The organism is Vibrio sp. 947, assembly GCF_033339115.1.
GTDB lineage: Bacteria > Pseudomonadota > Gammaproteobacteria > Enterobacterales > Vibrionaceae > Vibrio > Vibrio alginolyticus.
Genome location: NZ_JAWOTX010000012.1, coordinates 51,250 through 69,669, shown reverse-complemented (window position 1 = coordinate 69,669; position 18,420 = coordinate 51,250). Strand labels below are relative to the sequence as shown.

Annotated in this window: 19 protein-coding genes and 1 tRNA gene; 5 read left to right on the top strand and 15 right to left on the bottom strand. The window is 46.7% G+C overall.

Going from position 1 to position 18,420, the window contains the following annotated elements; all coding sequences use genetic code 11:
• Positions 1 to 73: 73 nt before the first annotated feature.
• From minE to minC, 3 genes are read right to left on the bottom strand one after another with little or no spacing between them, the layout of a single operon-like run.
• Positions 74 to 337 carry a cell division topological specificity factor MinE gene (minE, locus tag R7Q39_RS16115; RefSeq protein ID WP_005388332.1) on the bottom strand — a complete coding sequence of 88 codons (264 nt, stop codon included), beginning with the start codon at positions 335 to 337 and terminating at the stop codon, positions 74 to 76.
• A 2-nt stretch (positions 338 to 339) separates the two neighbouring features.
• Positions 340 to 1,152 (bottom strand): septum site-determining protein MinD, encoded by an 813-nt coding sequence (minD, locus tag R7Q39_RS16110; RefSeq protein ID WP_005388331.1) that lies wholly within the window; start codon positions 1,150 to 1,152, stop codon positions 340 to 342.
• 17 nt (positions 1,153 to 1,169) lie between these two features.
• The gene (minC, locus tag R7Q39_RS16105) at positions 1,170 to 1,832 is read right to left on the bottom strand and encodes a septum site-determining protein MinC (RefSeq protein ID WP_005382304.1); all 663 of its coding nucleotides are present in this window, start codon (positions 1,830 to 1,832) and stop codon (positions 1,170 to 1,172) included.
• A gap of 197 nt (positions 1,833 to 2,029) precedes the next feature.
• On the opposite strand from minC, the gene R7Q39_RS16100 reads away from it, so the two are divergent.
• The 4 genes from R7Q39_RS16100 to R7Q39_RS16085 all read left to right on the top strand — a co-directional run bounded on the left by R7Q39_RS16100 (position 2,030) and on the right by R7Q39_RS16085 (position 5,821).
• Positions 2,030 to 2,311, top strand: a complete 282-nt coding sequence (locus R7Q39_RS16100; protein WP_005382303.1) for a YcgL domain-containing protein — start codon at positions 2,030 to 2,032, stop codon at positions 2,309 to 2,311.
• Between the two features lie 48 nt (positions 2,312 to 2,359).
• Positions 2,360 to 3,331 (top strand): lytic transglycosylase domain-containing protein, encoded by a 972-nt coding sequence (locus tag R7Q39_RS16095; protein ID WP_033906907.1) that lies wholly within the window; start codon positions 2,360 to 2,362, stop codon positions 3,329 to 3,331.
• Positions 3,332 to 3,419: 88 nt separating this feature from the next.
• Entirely contained in the window at positions 3,420 to 4,364 is a 945-nt protein-coding gene (locus R7Q39_RS16090; RefSeq protein ID WP_017634801.1) for a LysR family transcriptional regulator, read from the top strand.
• Positions 4,365 to 4,621: 257 nt separating this feature from the next.
• Positions 4,622 to 5,821 (top strand): NupC/NupG family nucleoside CNT transporter, encoded by a 1,200-nt coding sequence (locus R7Q39_RS16085; RefSeq protein WP_005382298.1) that lies wholly within the window; start codon positions 4,622 to 4,624, stop codon positions 5,819 to 5,821.
• Between the two features lie 67 nt (positions 5,822 to 5,888).
• On the opposite strand, the gene folD is transcribed toward R7Q39_RS16085, so the two are convergent.
• A complete protein-coding gene (folD, locus tag R7Q39_RS16080) occupies positions 5,889 to 6,749 on the bottom strand; it encodes a bifunctional methylenetetrahydrofolate dehydrogenase/methenyltetrahydrofolate cyclohydrolase FolD (protein ID WP_005382297.1) in 861 nt (286 codons plus the stop codon).
• Positions 6,750 to 6,952: 203 nt separating this feature from the next.
• On the opposite strand from folD, the gene R7Q39_RS16075 reads away from it, so the two are divergent.
• Positions 6,953 to 7,029 (top strand) — tRNA-Arg (locus R7Q39_RS16075).
• Between the two features lie 185 nt (positions 7,030 to 7,214).
• On the opposite strand, the gene R7Q39_RS16070 is transcribed toward R7Q39_RS16075, so the two are convergent.
• Genes R7Q39_RS16070 through R7Q39_RS16020 form a run of 11 tightly spaced genes read right to left on the bottom strand, consistent with a single transcriptional unit; the run spans position 7,215 to position 18,414 of the window.
• A complete protein-coding gene (locus tag R7Q39_RS16070) occupies positions 7,215 to 8,438 on the bottom strand; it encodes a beta-ketoacyl-ACP synthase (protein ID WP_021452981.1) in 1,224 nt (407 codons plus the stop codon).
• Positions 8,435 to 9,160 carry a 3-oxoacyl-ACP reductase FabG gene (gene fabG, locus R7Q39_RS16065; RefSeq protein ID WP_262606280.1) on the bottom strand — a complete coding sequence of 242 codons (726 nt, stop codon included), beginning with the start codon at positions 9,158 to 9,160 and terminating at the stop codon, positions 8,435 to 8,437. Before fabG ends, R7Q39_RS16070 begins: the two co-directional genes overlap by 4 nt.
• Positions 9,157 to 9,621: a hotdog family protein gene (locus R7Q39_RS16060; RefSeq protein WP_158173732.1), complete on the bottom strand. Its 465-nt coding sequence runs from the start codon at positions 9,619 to 9,621 to the stop codon at positions 9,157 to 9,159. Before R7Q39_RS16060 ends, fabG begins: the two co-directional genes overlap by 4 nt.
• Positions 9,614 to 10,801 (bottom strand): beta-ketoacyl-[acyl-carrier-protein] synthase family protein, encoded by a 1,188-nt coding sequence (locus tag R7Q39_RS16055; RefSeq protein WP_262606281.1) that lies wholly within the window; start codon positions 10,799 to 10,801, stop codon positions 9,614 to 9,616. The genes R7Q39_RS16060 and R7Q39_RS16055 overlap by 8 nt, the downstream gene beginning before the upstream one ends.
• A gap of 20 nt (positions 10,802 to 10,821) precedes the next feature.
• A complete protein-coding gene (locus tag R7Q39_RS16050; RefSeq protein WP_158173734.1) occupies positions 10,822 to 11,433 on the bottom strand; it encodes a DUF3261 domain-containing protein in 612 nt (203 codons plus the stop codon).
• Entirely contained in the window at positions 11,430 to 13,772 is a 2,343-nt protein-coding gene (locus tag R7Q39_RS16045; RefSeq protein WP_318076445.1) for an MMPL family transporter, read from the bottom strand. The genes R7Q39_RS16050 and R7Q39_RS16045 overlap by 4 nt, the downstream gene beginning before the upstream one ends.
• Positions 13,744 to 14,364, bottom strand: a complete 621-nt coding sequence (locus R7Q39_RS16040) for a LolA family protein (RefSeq protein WP_017634795.1) — start codon at positions 14,362 to 14,364, stop codon at positions 13,744 to 13,746. Before R7Q39_RS16040 ends, R7Q39_RS16045 begins: the two co-directional genes overlap by 29 nt.
• Positions 14,364 to 14,810, bottom strand: a complete 447-nt coding sequence (locus R7Q39_RS16035; protein ID WP_005388315.1) for an acyl-CoA thioesterase — start codon at positions 14,808 to 14,810, stop codon at positions 14,364 to 14,366. Before R7Q39_RS16035 ends, R7Q39_RS16040 begins: the two co-directional genes overlap by 1 nt.
• Entirely contained in the window at positions 14,810 to 16,363 is a 1,554-nt protein-coding gene (gene hutH / locus R7Q39_RS16030) for a histidine ammonia-lyase (protein WP_318076444.1), read from the bottom strand. Before hutH ends, R7Q39_RS16035 begins: the two co-directional genes overlap by 1 nt.
• The gene (locus R7Q39_RS16025) at positions 16,347 to 18,053 is read right to left on the bottom strand and encodes a glycosyltransferase family 2 protein (protein WP_318076443.1); all 1,707 of its coding nucleotides are present in this window, start codon (positions 18,051 to 18,053) and stop codon (positions 16,347 to 16,349) included. The genes hutH and R7Q39_RS16025 overlap by 17 nt, the downstream gene beginning before the upstream one ends.
• Positions 18,046 to 18,414 (bottom strand): 3-hydroxyacyl-ACP dehydratase, encoded by a 369-nt coding sequence (locus R7Q39_RS16020; RefSeq protein WP_053315508.1) that lies wholly within the window; start codon positions 18,412 to 18,414, stop codon positions 18,046 to 18,048. Before R7Q39_RS16020 ends, R7Q39_RS16025 begins: the two co-directional genes overlap by 8 nt.
• Between the last annotated feature and the right edge of the window lie 6 nt (positions 18,415 to 18,420).

Sequence of the window (18,420 nt, the reverse complement as noted above, 5' to 3'; positions counted from 1 at the left end):
AGATGAAAAAGGTTGGCCTCGATGCCAACCTTTTTCGTTCTAATTAGAGCATTCGTCTGGCGAGAGAAACTGATTACTTTTCTTCGTCTGGTAGCTTCACATTCAGCTCAAGAACTGAGATATCGTCGTCTTTGTGCTCAAATGTTAAGTCAACCATATTTGGATCAATTGCCACGTACTTGCTGATCACCTTCAAGATGTCTTCTTTTAATTGAGGCAAGTAAGACGGCGCAGGATCATTTTGGCTGCGGCGCTCTGCGACAATGATTTGCAAACGCTCTTTAGCTAGATTCGCAGAAGTTTTCTTCTGTGGACGGAAAAATTCTAATAATGACATGTCTAGCCTCCAAAGAGTCGTTTAAAGAGTCCTTTCTTCTCCTCAGTAAGGAAACGAAATTCAACCTGATTGCCTAATAAGCGATCAACGGTGTCAGAATAAGCCATACCCGCATCGGTGTTATCGTCAAAAGTGACTGGCACACCTTTGTTTGACGCGTTAAGCACGGCTTGGCTTTCTGGAATCACGCCCAGTAGTGGAATATGTAAGATCTCCTCTACGTCTTCAACGCTTAGCATTTCGCCTTGAGTGACGCGAGATGGGTTGTAGCGAGTCAGTAACAGGTGCTGTTTTACTGGCTCTAGCCCTTGCTCTGCACGCAGTGACTTAGAATCTAAAATACCGAGAATGCGGTCAGAGTCACGTACAGAAGAGACTTCTGGGTTCGTTGTGACAATGGCTTCATCGGCATAGTACAAGGCCATTAACGCGCCTTGCTCGATACCTGCTGGTGAATCACAAATAATGAAATCAAAGCCCATTTCATCAAGTTCGCCGAATACGCGCTGAACACCATCTTTTGTCAGTGCGTCTTTATCACGAGTTTGAGAAGCAGGAAGAATAAATAGGTTGTCCGTGCGCTTATCTTTGATCAGCGCTTGGTTTAATGTCGCTTCGCCGTTAATGACGTTCACAAAGTCATACACGACGCGGCGCTCACAGCCCATGATTAGATCGAGGTTACGCAAACCGATGTCAAAATCGATCACCGCGGTCTTTTTTCCCTTAAGAGCTAGACCAGAGGCGATGGCTGCGCTTGAAGTGGTTTTACCAACGCCACCTTTACCAGACGTTACTACAATAATGCGTGCCATTTTTTTTCCTTTTTAGATTAAATCGCGAGAACTTCTAAATGTAATGATTCATCGGCTTTACTGATCATTACTTTCTTTTGCCAGTACTCGCTTTCAATTTGATCGCTTAACCAGTAGTCACCCGCAATGGATACCAGTTCTGCTTGTAAATCGTGGCAAATAATACGCGCTTCCTGCTGACCACTTGCTCCTGCAATCGCACGACCTCGAAGTGTGCCATGGATATGAATAGAGCCGTCAGCAATGACTTCAGCACCTGCACTTACGTGCGCTAGCACCACCAAATCACCATCTTTTGCGTAGATCTGTTGTCCTGAGCGGACAGGCGTACGAACTACTTTCGTTGGTGCCATTTTGGCAGGTGCTTGGCTTGGCGATTTGCTCGCCGACATAATGGCGAAGCCAGCTTCGGAAGCAAGGTTTTGTACACGCTTGTCTTTACAGCCCGTTACACCGACCGGAATAAAACCAGCATCTGAGATGCCTTGTTTAAGCTTAGGGAAATCAATGTCGCCTTGTACTTTTGCTATATTGATTACCAAAGGCGCGGATGCAAAAAAAGAAGGTGCTTGAGAAACTTTTTCTTGCAAAAATTCGACAGTCTTTGCGATCTCATTGTCAGAAAGGTGTAAAACTGACAATGTAAAACTGCTACCTTTAAGGTCTGGTGAATGGGTCATCGTGGACTTCTTGCCTTTATTGAAAGAGCGTTGCCTTAAACTAGGTATGTCATGTTATATTTCATCCTTTGACGCAGCAAGTTCTCTCGTGGGTAAATAGGTGAATTAATCTCAAATTTGCTATTAAGTTTGCGAGAATTTGACGTTTTCAACCTAATCCGCACTCAACGCGGCTAAATCAGCATAAAAGGCGTGTCATGCTTTGTTCTATTTATAAAAGCTCGAAAAAAGAAGGTACTTATCTCTATATTCCGAAAAAGGATGACTTTTCACAGGTTCCTGACACCTTAATGCAGATGTTCGGTAAGCCTATCGCTGTCATGACGATTAAACTTGATGGCCGTAAATTGGCACAAGTTGATATCGAAAAAGTGAAGGCTTCATTACAAAATGATGGCTTCTTTCTTCAGGTTCCACCGCCGCCGGAGAACCTATTAGAAAAGTACAAAGAACAAAAAGCCCAGCAGAAAGGCGAATAACGTCATCGTTTTTCATCTGGGATTTCTGCCTTGCTCAAGGAGGGCAATATGAAAAAGATACTGGCTACCATGCTTAGCGTTGGTATGTGTACCTCGGTTTTTGCAAGTAGCGAGGGTTTTGATGAATACTTGAATAAGCTGCGTGCTGAAGCTCGTGATAAAGGTATCTCAGAGCAGGTCATTAGTGCTGCTTTTGCTAATGTTGAGTACAAGCCCCGAGCAGTAAAAGCGGACCGAAACCAACCAGAAAAGAAACTGACATTGGATGAGTACATTCCTCGCGCGGTGCCTGAATGGAAGGTGAAGCAAGCCAGACAACTCTACAAAGAGCATTACACCGAGCTAAAGCGTATAGGCGATGAGTACGGTGTCCACCCGCGCTTTATTGTGGCACTTTGGGGAGTTGAAAGTAACTTTGGTAAGTTTACCGGCAACTTTAAAGTGATTGATGCACTATCCACAATGGCATTTGAAGGCCGTCGTGAAGAGTTTTTCCGTAAAGAGACTATGTCGGCACTTCAGATCCTCGATCAAGGCCATATTGAGCTAGAGAACTTTAAAGGCTCATGGGCTGGTGCGATGGGTCAATGCCAGTTTATGCCAAGCTCTTTCCTTCGTTTTGCTGCTGACGGCAACGGTGATGGTAAAAAAGACATATGGCAATCTGAAGCGGACGTGTTTGCATCAACCGCTAACTATTTGAGCAAGTCTGGTTGGGATGATAAATATACTTGGGGTCGCCAAGTTAAGGTTCCTAAAAATATTGATCGCAGCCTAGAAGGGCGCACGGCTGAAAAAGGCAAATACCTTCAAGAGTGGAGCCAATTAGGTATCACAAAATATGACGGTAGCCCGTTGCCAAAACTGGATGAAGACATCAAAGCATGGTTGATCATGCCGGACGACGAGAATGGTCGTACGTATCTGGTTTACAATAACTACAACGTATTGATGAAGTGGAACCGCTCTTACTACTTCGCACTTGCTGTGAGTCACTTGGCTGACCGCATTAAATACTGATCTGCCATCAAACAATTTGGCATTCAGTCTTCAATACAAGGGCTCTTCGGAGCCCTTTGTTTTTTCTATAACCAAATCGAGGTAAAGCGTGTTATCTGAACGTGCCGCACAAATGGTGATTTTCTCCGCTCTTCTTAAACACAAAAGCTTCACAGCTGCTGCAAAGAGCTTAGGCGTGTCGGTGTCTCATGTGAGTAAACAGTTGAGTCAGTTAGAAGCGTCTCTTGGTATCAAGCTTGTTCAACGCACTACGCGAAGCTTTACGCCGACTGAGGCAGGGAAAACCTTTTTTCATCACTGTGAGCAAGTGGTACAAGCGGTGAGCAGCGCCACATTAGAGATGGAAACCCAGCGGGATGAAGTGGCAGGTTTGGTACGTCTTGGGTTGTCGCAATCATTTGGTACCTTACACATTATTCCAGCGATTCAAGAGTTACGCGAACTGTATCCTCAACTTCAAGTGGAAGTACATCTGTTTGACTATAAGGTCGATATGTTAGCCGAAGGGCTCGATTTATGGGTAACCAACAACGAGCATTTGCCTGAAGGTTACATTGCGCAGCGTTTGACGGATTGCCAGTTTGTTGTTGCGGCATCGCCAGATTACTTATTGAAACATGACACGCCAACAGAACCGGATGACCTATCTGCTCACAACTGCCTCATATACAGAAGCTGGGAGCGTGACTATACGGGGTGGGCGTTTACCAAAGATCAGCAAGAATTGAACGTAAAAGTCTCGGGTAACTATTCAGTAGATCTGGCAGAAGCCGTTCGGGATGCGGCTATTGCAGGTTGGGGTATTGCCTACCTTGCCACTTACTTGCTGGGTGATGAGTTCAGAACGGGTAAGTTAATACAGCTGTTACCTGATTGGAAAGCCAGCCAGTCGATGCCGTTTTATGCGGTATACCCAAGCCGCCAGCATATGCCAAAAAAAATATCCGCAGTGATTAACTTTATCAAACAGAAGATCGGCAACCCTTGTCATTGGGACCAACGTTTGGCGCCTTACATCTCTATTCCTAAATAACAGGATCAATGACGTTGTAGAACGACACATAAGGTGATTCACTTCACAAAAATTTTTCCTGAATCAGAAACATATTTTCCATATGGAAACAATTAAAATAAGCAAACGTTTATCTTCAATAAATTCAATTGGTTATTTTGTTGGTTAGTTATTGGTCGCTTAAACTTTTCACACTGTTAACATCCTCAACTTGCAGCATTTTGAGTCCGCTATACAATCCGGTGCCTTCTATATCCCCCTTCTGTCGGATTCATTTTATGAACTCAATTATTGGTATCGTAGCCATACTATTCCTAGCATGGCTACTTTCTACAAATAGAAAAAATATAAAGCTGAGAACGGTGTCGTTTGCGTTTGCTTTGCAGGTACTGTTTGCGTTGTTGGTTTTATATGTACCAGCAGGACGAGATGCGCTGAATTCAGTGAGCAGTGTTGTGTCGAATTTGATCAACTATGGTCAAGAGGGCATTGCGTTTTTATTCGGTAATTTGGCGACAGGGGGCTTCACCTTTGCGATCAATGTTCTGGGTATCATCGTTTTCTTCTCCTCTCTTATCTCAGGTCTTTATCACATTGGTGTGATGCCAAAAATCATTAACTTTATCGGTGGTGGTATTCAAAAGCTGCTGGGTATCGGTCGTGCTGAGTCTTTGTCTGCTACGGCGAATATCTTTGTTGGCACCATTGAAGCACCATTAATGGTAAAGCCTTACCTAAAACACATGACTGACTCGCAGTTCTTTGCAGTTATGACAGGTGGTTTAGCGTCAGTTGCTGGCGGAACGTTGGTTGGTTACGCATCACTGGGTGTCGACCTCAACTATCTTATTGCTGCTGCATTTATGTCGGCACCTGCCGGCTTGTTGATGGCAAAAATTTTAATGCCAGAAGATACGGATAAAGCAGCAGATATCGACATTAGCCAAGTTGAAATTCCACGTGCAACCAACGTAGTAGAAGCATTAGCCGATGGTGCCATGGCGGGTGTACGCATTGCTGTATCGGTCGGTGGTACGTTACTGGCGTTTATTAGTGTCATTGCAATGCTAAACGGCATGTTAGGCTGGATAGGTGATCTGATTGGGACACCATTAAGTTTTGAGCTCATCCTAGGTTTTGTGTTTGCGCCAGTCGCTTGGTTGTTGGGTATACCATGGCAAGAAGCAACCACAGCAGGCTCGCTGATTGGTAACAAGATTGTGGTGAATGAGTTCGTCGCTTTCATCCAGCTTGCAGAAGTGAAGTCTCAACTTAGTGAACACTCACAAGCAATCGTGACGTTTGCTTTGTGTGGCTTTGCAAATATCTCAAGCATGGCGATGCTGATTGGTGGGTTGGGCTCTTTGGTACCAGAAAAGCGTGCATTTGTTTCTAAGCATGGTTTCCGTGCGATTATCGCTGGTGTCATGGCGAACTTAATGAGCGCTTCTATTGCGGGCGTGATTTTAAGTCTGTAATTGAAATAGATATCAACAATTAGCAAAAAGGCTCCTTGCGGAGCCTTTTTCGTATCTGAAATTTACGTTATTTGTCTGTGTGGAACTGTTCGCAAGCGAGCATCGTGTTCTCAATTAAACTTGCGACGGTCATTGGGCCAACGCCACCAGGAACAGGAGTAATAAAGCTCGCACTTTCACGTGCTTTGTCGTATTCCACGTCGCCAACTAGTTTGCCTGAATCAAGACGGTTAATACCGACATCGACCACCACTGCGCCTTTTTTAATCCACTCACCAGGGATGAAGTTAGGTTTACCAACCGCAACCACGACAACGTCAGCTTGACGCACATGACTCTCTAGGTCTTTGGTAAAACGGTGACATGTTGTTGTTGTGCAGCCCGCAAGCAGCAGCTCAAGTGTCATTGGACGACCAACAATGTTTGATGCGCCAACCACAACCGCATGCTTACCACGTAGCTCAATGTTGTAACGGTCGAGTAGGGTAATGATGCCCTTTGGCGTGCAAGAGCGAAGCTTTGGAATACGTTGCGCAAGACGGCCAACGTTATAAGGGTGGAAGCCATCCACGTCCTTCTCTGGGTGAATGCGCTCTAAAACATGTGTTGTGTCTATGCCCGCAGGAAGGGGTAATTGCACTAGAATGCCGTCAATTTCATCATCATTGTTTAATTCATCAATCAGCGCTAGTAACTCTTCTTCTGAGCTAGACGCAGGAAGGTCAAAAGACTTAGAAACAAACCCAACTTCTTCACATGCGCGGCGTTTGCTACCGACATAAACCTGAGAGGCAGGATCTTCACCAACTAGAACCACTGCTAAACCAGGAGCACGTAGCCCAGCTTCAACACGTGCTTTAACACGTGCAGCCACTTCGGATCGAACAGTTTGGGAAATGAGAGTTCCGTCTATATTTTGAGCAGTCATGACTTTCCTTATAAATTAAGAAGGCAGATTATCTGCGGCGCATTGTCGCAGAATTTCTTATCAACATCCATACGCAAACGTTTGCTTTGTGGTGTTTTTGAACATTAAGCGTTTTAATGGACTTTTTTTAGGCATTCAGATCAGAATGTTATGAAAACCCGTTGATTTACCCGTTTGAACTCGTATAATCCTGTCCCTGTAGCGCGCCCTTAGCTCAGCTGGATAGAGCACGTCCCTTCTAAGGATGTGGTCATTGGTTCGAATCCAATAGGGCGTGCCATTTATTCAAAAGCCCCGATAACTCTTTGAGTTGTCGGGGCTTTGTCGTTTTTAGGTTTTTGGCTGTAATTGCCACTCTATCTACAACTTTTGAATGGCATTCTAGCCATTGCAATTTCTAGCAATCTGGATAGCCACCAACAAAAAAGCGCTGGTTAACCAGCGCTTTTGCATTTACTAAGGGCATTACATCTTTTTAAAGATGATGGAGGTGTTGATGCCGCCAAAGGCGAAGTTGTTACTCATCAAATATTTCACGTCCAGCTCTCGGCCTTGTCCGGCGATGTAGTCTAAATCGCCACATTGCTCGTCGAGGTTTTCTAGGTTGAGCGTTGGGTTAAACCAACCTGTGTGCATCATTTCTAAACCTAGCCACGCTTCAATCGCGCCACAGGCGCCTAGTGTGTGGCCAAAGTAGCTCTTGAGTGAACTGATTGGCACTTTGCCCAGAGCATTCGCTGTTGCGTTGCTTTCCGCAATATCGCCGCGGTCGGTGGCAGTGCCGTGAGCAGATACATAGTCGATCTTCTCAGCAGGAATGCCCGCGTTTTGCAAAGCCATTTCCATACAGATTTGCATGGTTTCCATCTGTGGTTGAGTGACGTGTGCGGCATCACAGTTGCTGGCAAAACCGATGATTTCTGCATAGATTTTCGCGCCACGAGCGACGGCGTGTTCGTACTCTTCCAGAACTAGCGTTCCCGCACCTTCACCAATCACCAAACCATCGCGATCGGAGTCATAAGGTCTTGGTGTGCTTTTCGGGTCTTCATTCTTCAGACTGGTGGCAAAAAGGGTATCGAAGACAGCGGATTCCGTTGGGCACAATTCTTCAGCGCCACCAGCAACCATTACCGTTTGGTAGCCATGTTTGATCGCTTCGTAGGCGTAGCCGATTGCTTGGCTGCCAGAGGTACATGCACTGCTGGTTGGGATCACTCGGCCTTTCAAACCAAAAAATAGACCAACGTTCACTGCTGTGGTATGCGGCATCATCTGCACGTAAGTCGTTGCGGTGATCGCTTTGGTGGTTTTCTCATTCAGCATGACACCAAATGCACCGATTGCGTCAGTACTGCCTGTTGATGAGCCGTATGCGATACCCGTTTGACCATTGGTGAGTACGTCGTTACCAATCAAACCTGCTTGGCTCAGTGCGTTTTCTGTTGCGACGGTCGCCAATTTAGAAACACGCCCCATGCCGCGTACTTGCTTGCGCTTGTAGTGCTTTGGCAGTTCAAAATCTAAAATTGGTGCCGCGAGCTTGGTGTTCAAACCATCATACTGTTCGTAAGAAGGCATGTATTGCGTCGCGTTCTGGCAGTCACGCAGTTTTGGTTCGACAGATTGCCAATCGTTACCAAACGCAGTCACGCCCGACATTCCGGTTACAACGACTCGACGGTTCATACTAGGCCTCCGTTTACCGAAATGACTTGGCGAGTTACATAGCCTGCGATGTCAGACATAAGGTAACTGACTAAACCAGCGACTTCTTCTGGTTCTCCCATGCGGCGCAAAGGAATTTGCGGCATCGCGTGTTCTTTTACGTGTTCGTCTACCATGCCTGTGTCGATAAGTCCCGGTGCAACGCAGTTAACGGTGATTTTGCGTTTTGCCAGTTCAAGTGCGAGTGATTTTGTCGCACCAATTACACCCGCTTTTGCTGCGCTGTAGTTGGTTTGACCACGGTTACCCATCAGGCCAGAGACTGATGCAAGGGTAACAATTCGACCACCTTTACGCCTTTGCACCATTGGCATAACACAAGGGTGAAGAACGTTGTAGAAGCTATCTAGGTTGGTATGAATCACGCCATCCCATTCTTCTTCGGTCATCGCAGGGAAAGCGGTATCTTTTGTGATGCCAGCGTTGTTTACTACGCCATAGTAAGCGCCGTGTTCGGCGATATCGGCTTCGAGCTTCTCACGACAATCTGCACGGTCACTGATGTCGAATTGGATAAGACGACCGCTACCACCATGCTGTTCGATGGTGTTTAGGGTGTCTTGCGCGCCTTGTTGATCGCCCATGTAATGGACAATGATTTGGAAACCATCTTTGGCTAATTGAACGGCAATGGCTTTACCGATGCCTTTGCTGGCACCTGTAACGAGGACTTGTCGGGTCATTGTTGACTCCTGATTTTCATTTCTTGTAATTTTTCTTCTGATGGAACGTAAACGTTCAATTGGCAAGTCGCTACAACAGTTCCTTGTAGCTCAATACGGGCTGAAAAAACCGCCATACCGTTATCTTCCATGATTTTTTCGGCATACACATCGAGCATTTGTCCGCGAGAAAACGTATCGCATTCAGACGTGTATCGACGGCTACCAAGCAAAAAGCCAATCGGTGGCGCTTGTTCTTTCATTAATGCGTGGTAACCAGACCACGCCGCGACAGATTGCGCCATAAACTCAATGCCAACGTAAGCTGGCACAGTTTGAGAGGCCGAGTCGAAGAACGGGTTGTGTTCTCCGATATCAACCTGGCAGTGAATCGTATCTTGTTGAACATCCAAAGCACGATCAACCAAGATCATTGGTTTGTCGTGTGGCAAAAGTTGTTCGATGGGAGGAAGTTTAGTCATGAGCGTAACCAAAAATAAGACTAATATTATTGCCACCAAAAGCAAAAGAGTTGCTGAGAATCGCTTTGTTATCCAGTTTGGTTGGCGTCTCAACTAACGATATATGGATATCGTCTGCTTTGGTTTCGCAGTGTTGTATTGGCAAATCAAGGTTGTACTTGAGAATATGCCAAGCGATCGCGGCTTCCGTTGCACTTGCTGCGCCTAATGTGTGTCCGGTAAGTGGCTTTGTCGAGCTTACGGGAACGGAGTCACCAAAGCAGCGATGAATGGCTTTGCTTTCCATCGCATCGTTTAACGGCGTTGCTGTGCCATGCGCGTTGATGTAACCAATGTCTTGCGCTGTAAGTCCTGCATTGGCCAACGCTTTTTTCATCGCTTCTTCTGCGCCTAACCCTTCTGGATGTGGTGCGGAAATATGGTGTGCGTCTGAGCTGTCGCCAGCTCCGAGAAGAGCAACGGGCGCAGGTGTTTTGCTTAGCAACATTAATGCTGCGGCTTCACCGATATTGATGCCGTTGCGATGTTGGTCAAACGGCTTACAAAGGCTATCGGATAGAGCTTCTAAACCGTTAAAGCCGTTTAGTGTGAGGCGACAAATGGTATCCACACCACCCACAATAACCGCATCAACAATGCCAGAGCGAATCAGGCGTTGCGCGGTTAAAAAGACACGGCCACTAGAAGAACAGGCGGTTGAAACTGAGTAATGTGGGCCGCTCAAATCAAAGTAGGCGGCAATAAAATCGCTGCAGTTGCCAAGCTCTTGTTTGGTGTAATGGTAGTCGGCAGGAAAATTACCCTTTGCCAGCTTTTCACCAAATGCGATTTCGCCATCTGAAATGCCAGATGTGCTGGTGCCGATCACGACTGCGATACGGTCACGACCATATTTAGCAATGGCGTCACGCACGTCGCCTTCGATTTGCTGCAAAGCCGAAAGTGCGAGGCGGTTGTTTCTCGTATCAAACTGGCTGAGTGCGGGTGGTAATTGCGGTAACGTCTGTGCGATTCGACCGATTACTGTTTGGCGGCCTGAATTTAAAATATCTCGGTCAACCACCATGTTGGATGGCTTCGCTCCCGATAAACACTGGTGGATGAGCGCATCATCTTGTCCCATGGCAGAGTGAAAGCCACAGGCCTGAATATACAAAGGTTGAGAAGAGCGAATAGGCATATTGTTATTCTAAATTGTTCTTAATTAATCTGATGTTGCAGTGTTTGAATAGAAATTGAAAACTGATGTTTGAGGTGATGAAAATCAATCTTACCCTCTAACTTGTTAGAAGAGCTGTATTGAATCTCAATGATCTTTTCACCGTCGCTATCAAAGATGGCGCGAGAATTATTTTTATCAATAATTCGCCACCTTACCTCATTTAACGATCCTTCCCAAGCGGAACTCGGCCAGAGCGTGATCATCAGGTTAAATAATACCTGTTCTGGCTGCGGTAGCGAACCTTGTAAACCGTTGAGCACTTCGGTTTGAATTTGTTCTCCATCGTAAGACAGTGAGAGTACTCTTGTCCCCCAGGATGAAAAGCCTGCCAACACCACTTCGTTGTTGGTCACTTGCAGTTGTACCGGAAGTTGCTCAGATGTGGTTTTACCATCTATTGCCCAAGAAGCCGTAATTAACTGACTGGCAGACAACTGATAGCCCAAGCTTGCGGGAGTGGGTAAGCTAACTTGGGTGTGCTCGTCAATGTCGACCTGAGGCGTCGATTGGTGAGGTACCAAGCTGCATGCACTTAATAACAGACTCAGTGCGAATAACGTCGCGCAGCGAAAGGCGTGATTGAAAATCATGACGTCGTTTCCTCTGTTTTAATTGCAATCGGAGAGAGCAGCCAAGCGACAAAAATACCACTTAATACCGTAATGCCGAAACTATGAATCGCGTGAGTTTGGCTGAGTGACAGCAACCCAAATGACAACACAGTGGTCATTGCCGAAAGGGTGATCGCCAATAGTGTACTCACACTGCGGGCTTTCTCGGCAAAGAACAGAGTGTAATCGATCCCGATACCAAGAATGAGCACCAAGCCAAGCAAGTTGAACAGGTTTAATGTTGTTCCCATCGCGACAGCAGTTGCCAGACCGCAGGCGCAAGCAATCAATGATGGCAGTAAAACTCGCCAACTGTGTTGCAGACCGTACCGCTTGATTAACACCAGAAAGATCACAGTACTGGCGGCTGCCAACAGCTCCATGATTTTGATTCGGTATTCACCAAATAGGGCGGAAATTTCTTCTGCTTTGTTTAGGTAGACAACGTCAGGCTGCGATTTGGCAAAAGACTTAACAACGGCGGAGTCTTGCAATTGGTTTAACACCACTACCGTTGCCGATTTTCCTTTAATTTTACCCAAATGGAGAAAACGCACAGGCGCTGATACTGGGTTTTGCAAGTACTGATCAACCGTGACAGGGATAAAGTCGGCGTCCATTTTCGGCTTTTTATTTAAGCCCAGTCCGGATGCAAGTGGGCTGGATTGTGTCGCGTAAAGGTCGTGAATCAATTGATAGTCGTGTTGCTGACGTTCAACTGAGCTCAAGTAGCGGCTCAGACTCTGGTAGCTTTCGATGGTGCTGTCCGCTTTCCACGCTTCTAATGTTGGCGTCAAAGACTCCAGTTTTTTCATTAGGTTTTCGTCATCGTCGGCGGTAACGACCAACATTTGCTGCGAAGATTGCATGCCACTGAGCGTCGTAATCAAGGTTTCTTGCTGCTTGAGATCGTTCGGCATCGTTTGCAGCAGACGAATGTCGTCATCGTAGTTCAATTGCAGCAAGAAAAAGCCACTCGCAACCACACATAACATCGGTAATCCGACTTTAATTCGAGGTTGATTCCAAAGCGTTAACCATTTCGCCAACAGTGATTGTCCCGGTAAATTCGAAATGGAGCGCGATGGGTTACGAGCCAGTATCGGATACCAAGCCACCACTGTGATGTAAGCGGCAATCAGACCAATGGATGAAAACAGCGCAAGCTGCTGCAAACCAGGAAACGGTGCCACTAACATGCCCAAATAGCCGATCAAACTGGTGATTAAGCCCAGTGTGATAGCGATGAAAATATGCTTTAACCCTTGCTCGCTATCCCATTCATTTCCCGCCGCAAGACGTTCCGTTAGGTAGTGGAATGCGTAGTCGATAGACACACCGATTAAACTTGCGCCAAACACTAAGCTGAACAGATGGACTTTTCCAAAAATCCACGTCGTAACGGACAGCGCAACGAGCAAACCAATGGTGATGGAAAGCAGTGCCAGAGACAGTGGCATCACACTACGAAAGACCAACACGAGCAATGCAATGATACCGAGCAGAGAGAACACACCGATGGTACTGATCTCCGATTTGGCACTTTGCGTACCAAAGTCGGCGTAAAATAGAACGCCAGTATGTGCCACTTTAGCGCCATATTTCTGCGCGACGCTTTGCTCTAGCGCTTGAATGTCAGGGACGGCAAGCTGCCCAGTTAGGCTATAAGGCGAGTCTTTTAGCTCAGCAGTAATAAGCAAGTATTGAGCACCGTCTTTTTCGACGGACAGATAGCCGTTATCCAATCGGAAAGAGGACGATTGCTGGGTAACTTGGCTTAAATAATCACGAAATAGCAAGAAAGGATCATTTTGTAACTCTTGCCCAGTCACTCCAGAAAACGGGTTGTACAGAGACTGAATCACATGCTGCACTTGCTGTTCTGGATTTTGGCTTAAACGCTCTCGTTGTTCAGGCGTCAGCAATTGGAAACGGTGCTTAAAGTAGTAACTCGCCCAAGCTTGCTGCTCTTGAGGTGAGATTTTTCCCACCACATCGCGAAAATGATTACTTTGTCGTAACCCCTTATCAAATTCAGTGGCCGCTGCAAAAAGGGCATTTTTGTCCGGCGCTGTGATCACGAAAATGACTTTGTCGCTCATACTTGCCGAGACCGACTCAAAGGCTTGCTCAGCCACTGGGTTTTGTTGGTTCTTCGGCAACAGTTTTAAAATGTTGGTCTCAATCGGAGATTCTGCGCTCCAAACCCATTGTTTGAGTAGCAACGCGCCCGCTAAAACAACGAGATTGAGCCAAACCAGAGCAAAGGTATGAGTGCCAAGACTGAGTTTAGAAACGGAATTGAGCGTCTTCGGCATCCGTGAGTTCCTGAGGTAGAGAGGTCTGGTTCGTAAACGTGATTTCGGTCTTATCGCCACGCAGCTCTTGTAGGGTTAGGCGATCAATGTGCGTTTTACCGGAAAGAGTGATGGATTGAAACACCGCATTTAATGGCGACTGTTTTGGCACTAAAACGAGCTGCCATTGATTGTTCTCAACTGAAAAATCGAGTGTGAATTGTTCTTGCAGTGCAGAAGTATCCCCGTGGAACACGGATAAAAACACATGGCTAAAGTAGAACGCCATTGGGTTTTCTTCAGCAGAAATCGTTTTCGGAGCTTGGTCGGCAAAAGTCTGACGAAGTTTGTTTTCCGTCAATACCAAATTGACTGCGAAAGGTTCAGTTTGTTGCCACAACAAGCCATGTGTTTTGCTCAGTGTGAACTGACCTTTAGAGGTTAAAGGTTGACTAAACATTTCCAGATGACGCTGCTGCGTAAAATCTCCGCGTACGATTTCATGCTGAGACAACTGCTGTTGAAGCGATGCCAAATCCGTTACGTTTGCTGTCGGTGTGGCCAGTGCTGGAACAGAAAATATCAACAAAAAAGAGAGTAACCACTTTTGCATTAGTTCAGGCTCCCATGGTTGTGCCATTGCTCTACTTTATCTAAAAAGACTGCTGGAGAAACAAAGCACATCTCTTGCTTTTCAATGGATACGGCGACTTGCGTTGTATGCGCTTTGCACATACGTTGATTCGTTTCGGCGTCGTAAATCACGTAATCCACACGCAAGCGGTTTTCCCACTCCGTGAGTTGCGCGGTAATGCGAATGGTGTGATTAAACGGAATCGCCTTGACGTATTTAACGCGCGTGTCGATGATCGGCCACATATACCCAGAGTCTTGCATATCGCGATAGCTGTATTGGATCTTCTCCATCAGCACACGACGCGCTTCTTCAAAATACCGAAAGAAGTTGCCGTGATAAATCACGCCCATCGGGTCAGCATCTTGAAAAGAGGTGACCATAGTCACCTCCGCTTCTAATGGGTAGAGAACCTGCTCTTGCATTATACCTCCACGTAGAGTGGCCAATGACGTTGCTGAATGCGTTCAATGAAATGACGCAAATCTTCTTCCAATGGGCGATCTTCAATCACAAACTCAAACTCGCTCAGCACGGCGTCACGAATTACTCGCAAACTCTGACTCATGTGGTGTTCGTCCAATTCGTTATGACGACGACGAATCTCAACCGCTTGAACGCTTGCTAGGAGTGAAGCCGCAGCAACTTGCTCTGTTAACTCAAGTACGCGTAAGCAATCACGAGCCGCAATGGTGCCCATGCTCACTTTGTCTTGGTTGTGACATTCGGTTGAGCGAGAAAAAACGCTCGCTGGCATGGTGTTTTTCAACGCTTCTGCCGTCCAAGCTGAGATACCAATCTGAACCGCTTTAAAGCCGTGGTTGATCGGTTTACGCTCGCCTTCTGCACCGGTTAAGTTAAACGGCAGGCCGTTATTGAACTTGTAATCCATCAGTTGCGCCATCTGACGGTCCAGCAAATCAGCCAAGTTGGCAATGTTCACTTTCAACGTATCCATCGCCATTGCGATATGACCACCGTAGAAGTGACCGCCGTGGAGAACGCGCTCGTTGTCGCCATCGATAATTGGATTGTCGTTGGCACTATTTAGTTCATTCTCAATCAATTGACGTAGCCAAGGCAGTGAGTCTTGCACCATGCCAATTACGTGTGGCGCACAACGCAGCGAGTAACGATCTTGCAGTCGGTCGCTATTGCGTGGCGGACGCTCAGCATTGAGATCATCACGCAGCCAAGCTGCAACCTGCTGTTGACCAGGGTGAGGTTTTACCGCAAACAACGCTTCATCAAAGTGGAAATCGTTACCTTGCATACCTACAGAGACCATTGCGGTAATCTTGGTGCAAAGCTGCGCTAGGTATTCTGCACGTTTGTAGGCAAGACAGGCGAGGGCCGTCATCACGGATGTACCGTTCATTAACGCCAAACCTTCTTTTGGTTTTAGGCAAATTGGCTCAATGCCCAGCTCTGCGAACACTTCTTGTGTTGGTCGCACATCGCTTTTGTAAAGCACTTCACGCTCGCCAATCAAGGTCGCCGCTAGGTAAGAAAGAGGCGTTAAATCGCCGCTTGCGCCCACCGAGCCTTCTTGTGGAATACGCGGCGCAATGTCGTGATTGATAAGCGTAACGATTTGGTTTAACAGATCGTGAGACACGCCAGATACGCCTTGCGACAATGAACATAAACGTGTTGCCAACACCGCGCGAGCTTGCTCATGAGAAAGGATTTGACCTAAGCCACAACCATGGAAGCGTGTAAGGTGCAACGGAAGTTCATCCACAAGAGCGGGTGGAATCGCCACAGTACATGAATCGCCGTAACCCGTGGTCACGCCGTAAATAACGCCTTCTTCTTTCAGTAACCGTTCCAGAAACGCCACGCCACGATCAATTTTCGCGGTAAATTCTGGCGAGGTGTTCATGTTTGCCTTTGCACCTTGAGCAATGGCAACGACATCTTCGATGGTTAAAGATTGGGCACCAAAAGTGATGTTGTGATTATTGTTGTTTGTCATGTGGCTGATTACTTAAAGTCCAGAAGTTAAAAAAGTTGTACCACTGTAACGGCGCTTGCAGTGTGTGGTGTTCTAATCTTTGTGCGTACTGTTGAACAACGCGTTCTAGTGCCTGCTGACGCTCCTTGCGTGGTAGCGTGACTTGGTCACTAAAGTGTTCAAAGTACACATTAAAATGCGGAGTGTTCGCTTCATCGTCGCGTAGGCCGAAGAGTAAGTAAACCGGCGCTTTTAATACCGAGGCCAGCATGAATGGGCCTTGCGGGAATGGTGCAGGTTTACCAAGAAAATCTGCCCAAACGACCCGATTTTCTTTACTGGTGGAAGTGCGATCGCCAACGATCACTACCCATTCGCCTTGCTCGATTTTTTGTTGAAGCAGAATCGCGGTGTCTGGTCCCATTGAGCTGACTTGAATCAGATTCAGTTCCGAATTTGGGTTTACCGCCTTCATTACCGCATTAAATTGTTCAGCGTGTTGGGTAAATACCAAGGCATTGATTTTGACATGAGAGTGTCGACGACCAAGCGCGCGGCAGAGTTCGATATTGCCAAGGTGCGAGCCTAATATGAGCACGCCTTGTTTTTTCTGCGCCATCTCTTCGAAATGATGTTGGCCGTGAATGGTTAGGTTGTCGACATTAAAGTCACCTTGCCATGCTGCCAGTTTGTCGAGCATGGTTCGCCCAAAAGAAAGCAGATGATGATAGCTGTCCAACTGTTTTGGTAGTGTGATGTTCTGCTGCGCTGCGTAGTACTGCAAGTTTTGCAGGTAAATCTCAGACGCTTCGCGGGCTGATTTACCCGTGAAGTGGTAGTAGCGCATGACTAGCTTTAAAATCAGGTCGAACGCTTTTCTGCCGAACAAGCGGTAAACCGCGAGCAAGGTTTTGATGCCTAAAATCGTGCCTTGTTCTTTTCGTTTCGACCAGTGGGCATTGCTGTCGTCTGTGTGACGGCGCTTTCTGGCGAGTAGCGAAGGAATGCGCGGCAACATGCCAAAAAATAGGCGAGTGTGCATCCAGCTTATCTTGACGTTATCCCACAATGCGTCGAAGTGGGAAATGCCACCTTCAGGGTAGATCACGCGCGTTGGAACAAAATCAATATCGACGCCTTCCCAGTACATTCGCACCAGAATTTCGATATCAAAATCCATGCGTTTGCCGATGTTGTACTTGTTCAACACGGCGACCGTTTTCGCCACTGGGTAGGCGCGAAAACCACACATGCTGTCTTTGATAGACAGTGACAAGGTTTCTATCCACACCCAAACGTGCGTAGCGTAGCGACCATACAAACGGGATTTAGGTACGCTCTCGTCGTATATCGGTTGGCCCGAAAGCAGGTTATCTGGTTTTGTTTCGCTGGCGCTGAGCAATTTCGGCAATGCTTCTAGGTCGTGCTGACCATCTGCGTCGATTTGAATGGCGTGCGTAAAACCAAGTTGGTGAGCTTGATGTAGGCCTGCCATCACCGCGCCACCTTTGCCTTGGTTTTCTCTCAAACTAATCAGTTTTATCAGCCCTTGCTCACTCAAAGCAGAAAGCGCTTGTTTGGTGTCTTCATTGCTGCCGTCGTCCACGACCAGCACTGGCAAAGCGAAAGAGGATAACGACGCAACCACGTCTGCAATTGTGCTGCCGTGGTTGTAGCAAGGAATTAAAAAGCAGGGACGATAATCACTCACGTGACTCACCCAGTTTCATTTTTCCTGACGAGTGAGTCACCAAGGTTTCACCGTTTTTCGATGTGTACTTAAAGGTCAATTTCTCGCGCTCATTGTCCCAAGAGAGTGAGAGGCAAACGGCTGCGTTTGGCAGAATCGGCTCTTGAAATTTGATGACTTCCATTCCTTTAAATACCTTGGGAGTATTCAAATGTTGAACGGCGTAGAACAGCGCCCAATCAATTTGAGTGACGCCGGGTAAAAGAGGGAAGTGATTGAAATGACCTTGGAAATCTAAGATGTCAGCATCCACTCGCAGCGACAGCTCCGCGGTATGGTCACTCACTTCAATATTCTGAATAGTTGGTTTTCTTTTATCCATGTTACT

Excerpts from the sequence above, each read along its gene's own strand:
- minE (WP_005388332.1), bottom strand. The coding sequence starts at position 337 with ATGTCATTATTAGAATTTTTCCGTCCACAGAAGAAAACTTCTGCGAAT.
- minD (WP_005388331.1), bottom strand. The coding sequence starts at position 1,152 with ATGGCACGCATTATTGTAGTAACGTCTGGTAAAGGTGGCGTTGGTAAA.
- minC (WP_005382304.1), bottom strand. The coding sequence starts at position 1,832 with ATGACCCATTCACCAGACCTTAAAGGTAGCAGTTTTACATTGTCAGTT.
- R7Q39_RS16100 (WP_005382303.1), top strand. The coding sequence starts at position 2,030 with ATGCTTTGTTCTATTTATAAAAGCTCGAAAAAAGAAGGTACTTATCTC.
- R7Q39_RS16095 (WP_033906907.1), top strand. The coding sequence starts at position 2,360 with ATGAAAAAGATACTGGCTACCATGCTTAGCGTTGGTATGTGTACCTCG.
- R7Q39_RS16085 (WP_005382298.1), top strand. The coding sequence starts at position 4,622 with ATGAACTCAATTATTGGTATCGTAGCCATACTATTCCTAGCATGGCTA.
- folD (WP_005382297.1), bottom strand. The coding sequence starts at position 6,749 with ATGACTGCTCAAAATATAGACGGAACTCTCATTTCCCAAACTGTTCGA.
- R7Q39_RS16070 (WP_021452981.1), bottom strand. The coding sequence starts at position 8,438 with ATGAACCGTCGAGTCGTTGTAACCGGAATGTCGGGCGTGACTGCGTTT.
- fabG (WP_262606280.1), bottom strand. The coding sequence starts at position 9,160 with ATGACCCGACAAGTCCTCGTTACAGGTGCCAGCAAAGGCATCGGTAAA.
- R7Q39_RS16060 (WP_158173732.1), bottom strand. The coding sequence starts at position 9,621 with ATGACTAAACTTCCTCCCATCGAACAACTTTTGCCACACGACAAACCA.
- R7Q39_RS16055 (WP_262606281.1), bottom strand. The coding sequence starts at position 10,801 with ATGCCTATTCGCTCTTCTCAACCTTTGTATATTCAGGCCTGTGGCTTT.
- R7Q39_RS16050 (WP_158173734.1), bottom strand. The coding sequence starts at position 11,433 with ATGATTTTCAATCACGCCTTTCGCTGCGCGACGTTATTCGCACTGAGT.
- R7Q39_RS16045 (WP_318076445.1), bottom strand. The coding sequence starts at position 13,772 with ATGCCGAAGACGCTCAATTCCGTTTCTAAACTCAGTCTTGGCACTCAT.
- R7Q39_RS16040 (WP_017634795.1), bottom strand. The coding sequence starts at position 14,364 with ATGCAAAAGTGGTTACTCTCTTTTTTGTTGATATTTTCTGTTCCAGCA.
- R7Q39_RS16035 (WP_005388315.1), bottom strand. The coding sequence starts at position 14,810 with ATGCAAGAGCAGGTTCTCTACCCATTAGAAGCGGAGGTGACTATGGTC.
- hutH (WP_318076444.1), bottom strand. The coding sequence starts at position 16,363 with ATGACAAACAACAATAATCACAACATCACTTTTGGTGCCCAATCTTTA.
- R7Q39_RS16020 (WP_053315508.1), bottom strand. The coding sequence starts at position 18,414 with ATGGATAAAAGAAAACCAACTATTCAGAATATTGAAGTGAGTGACCAT.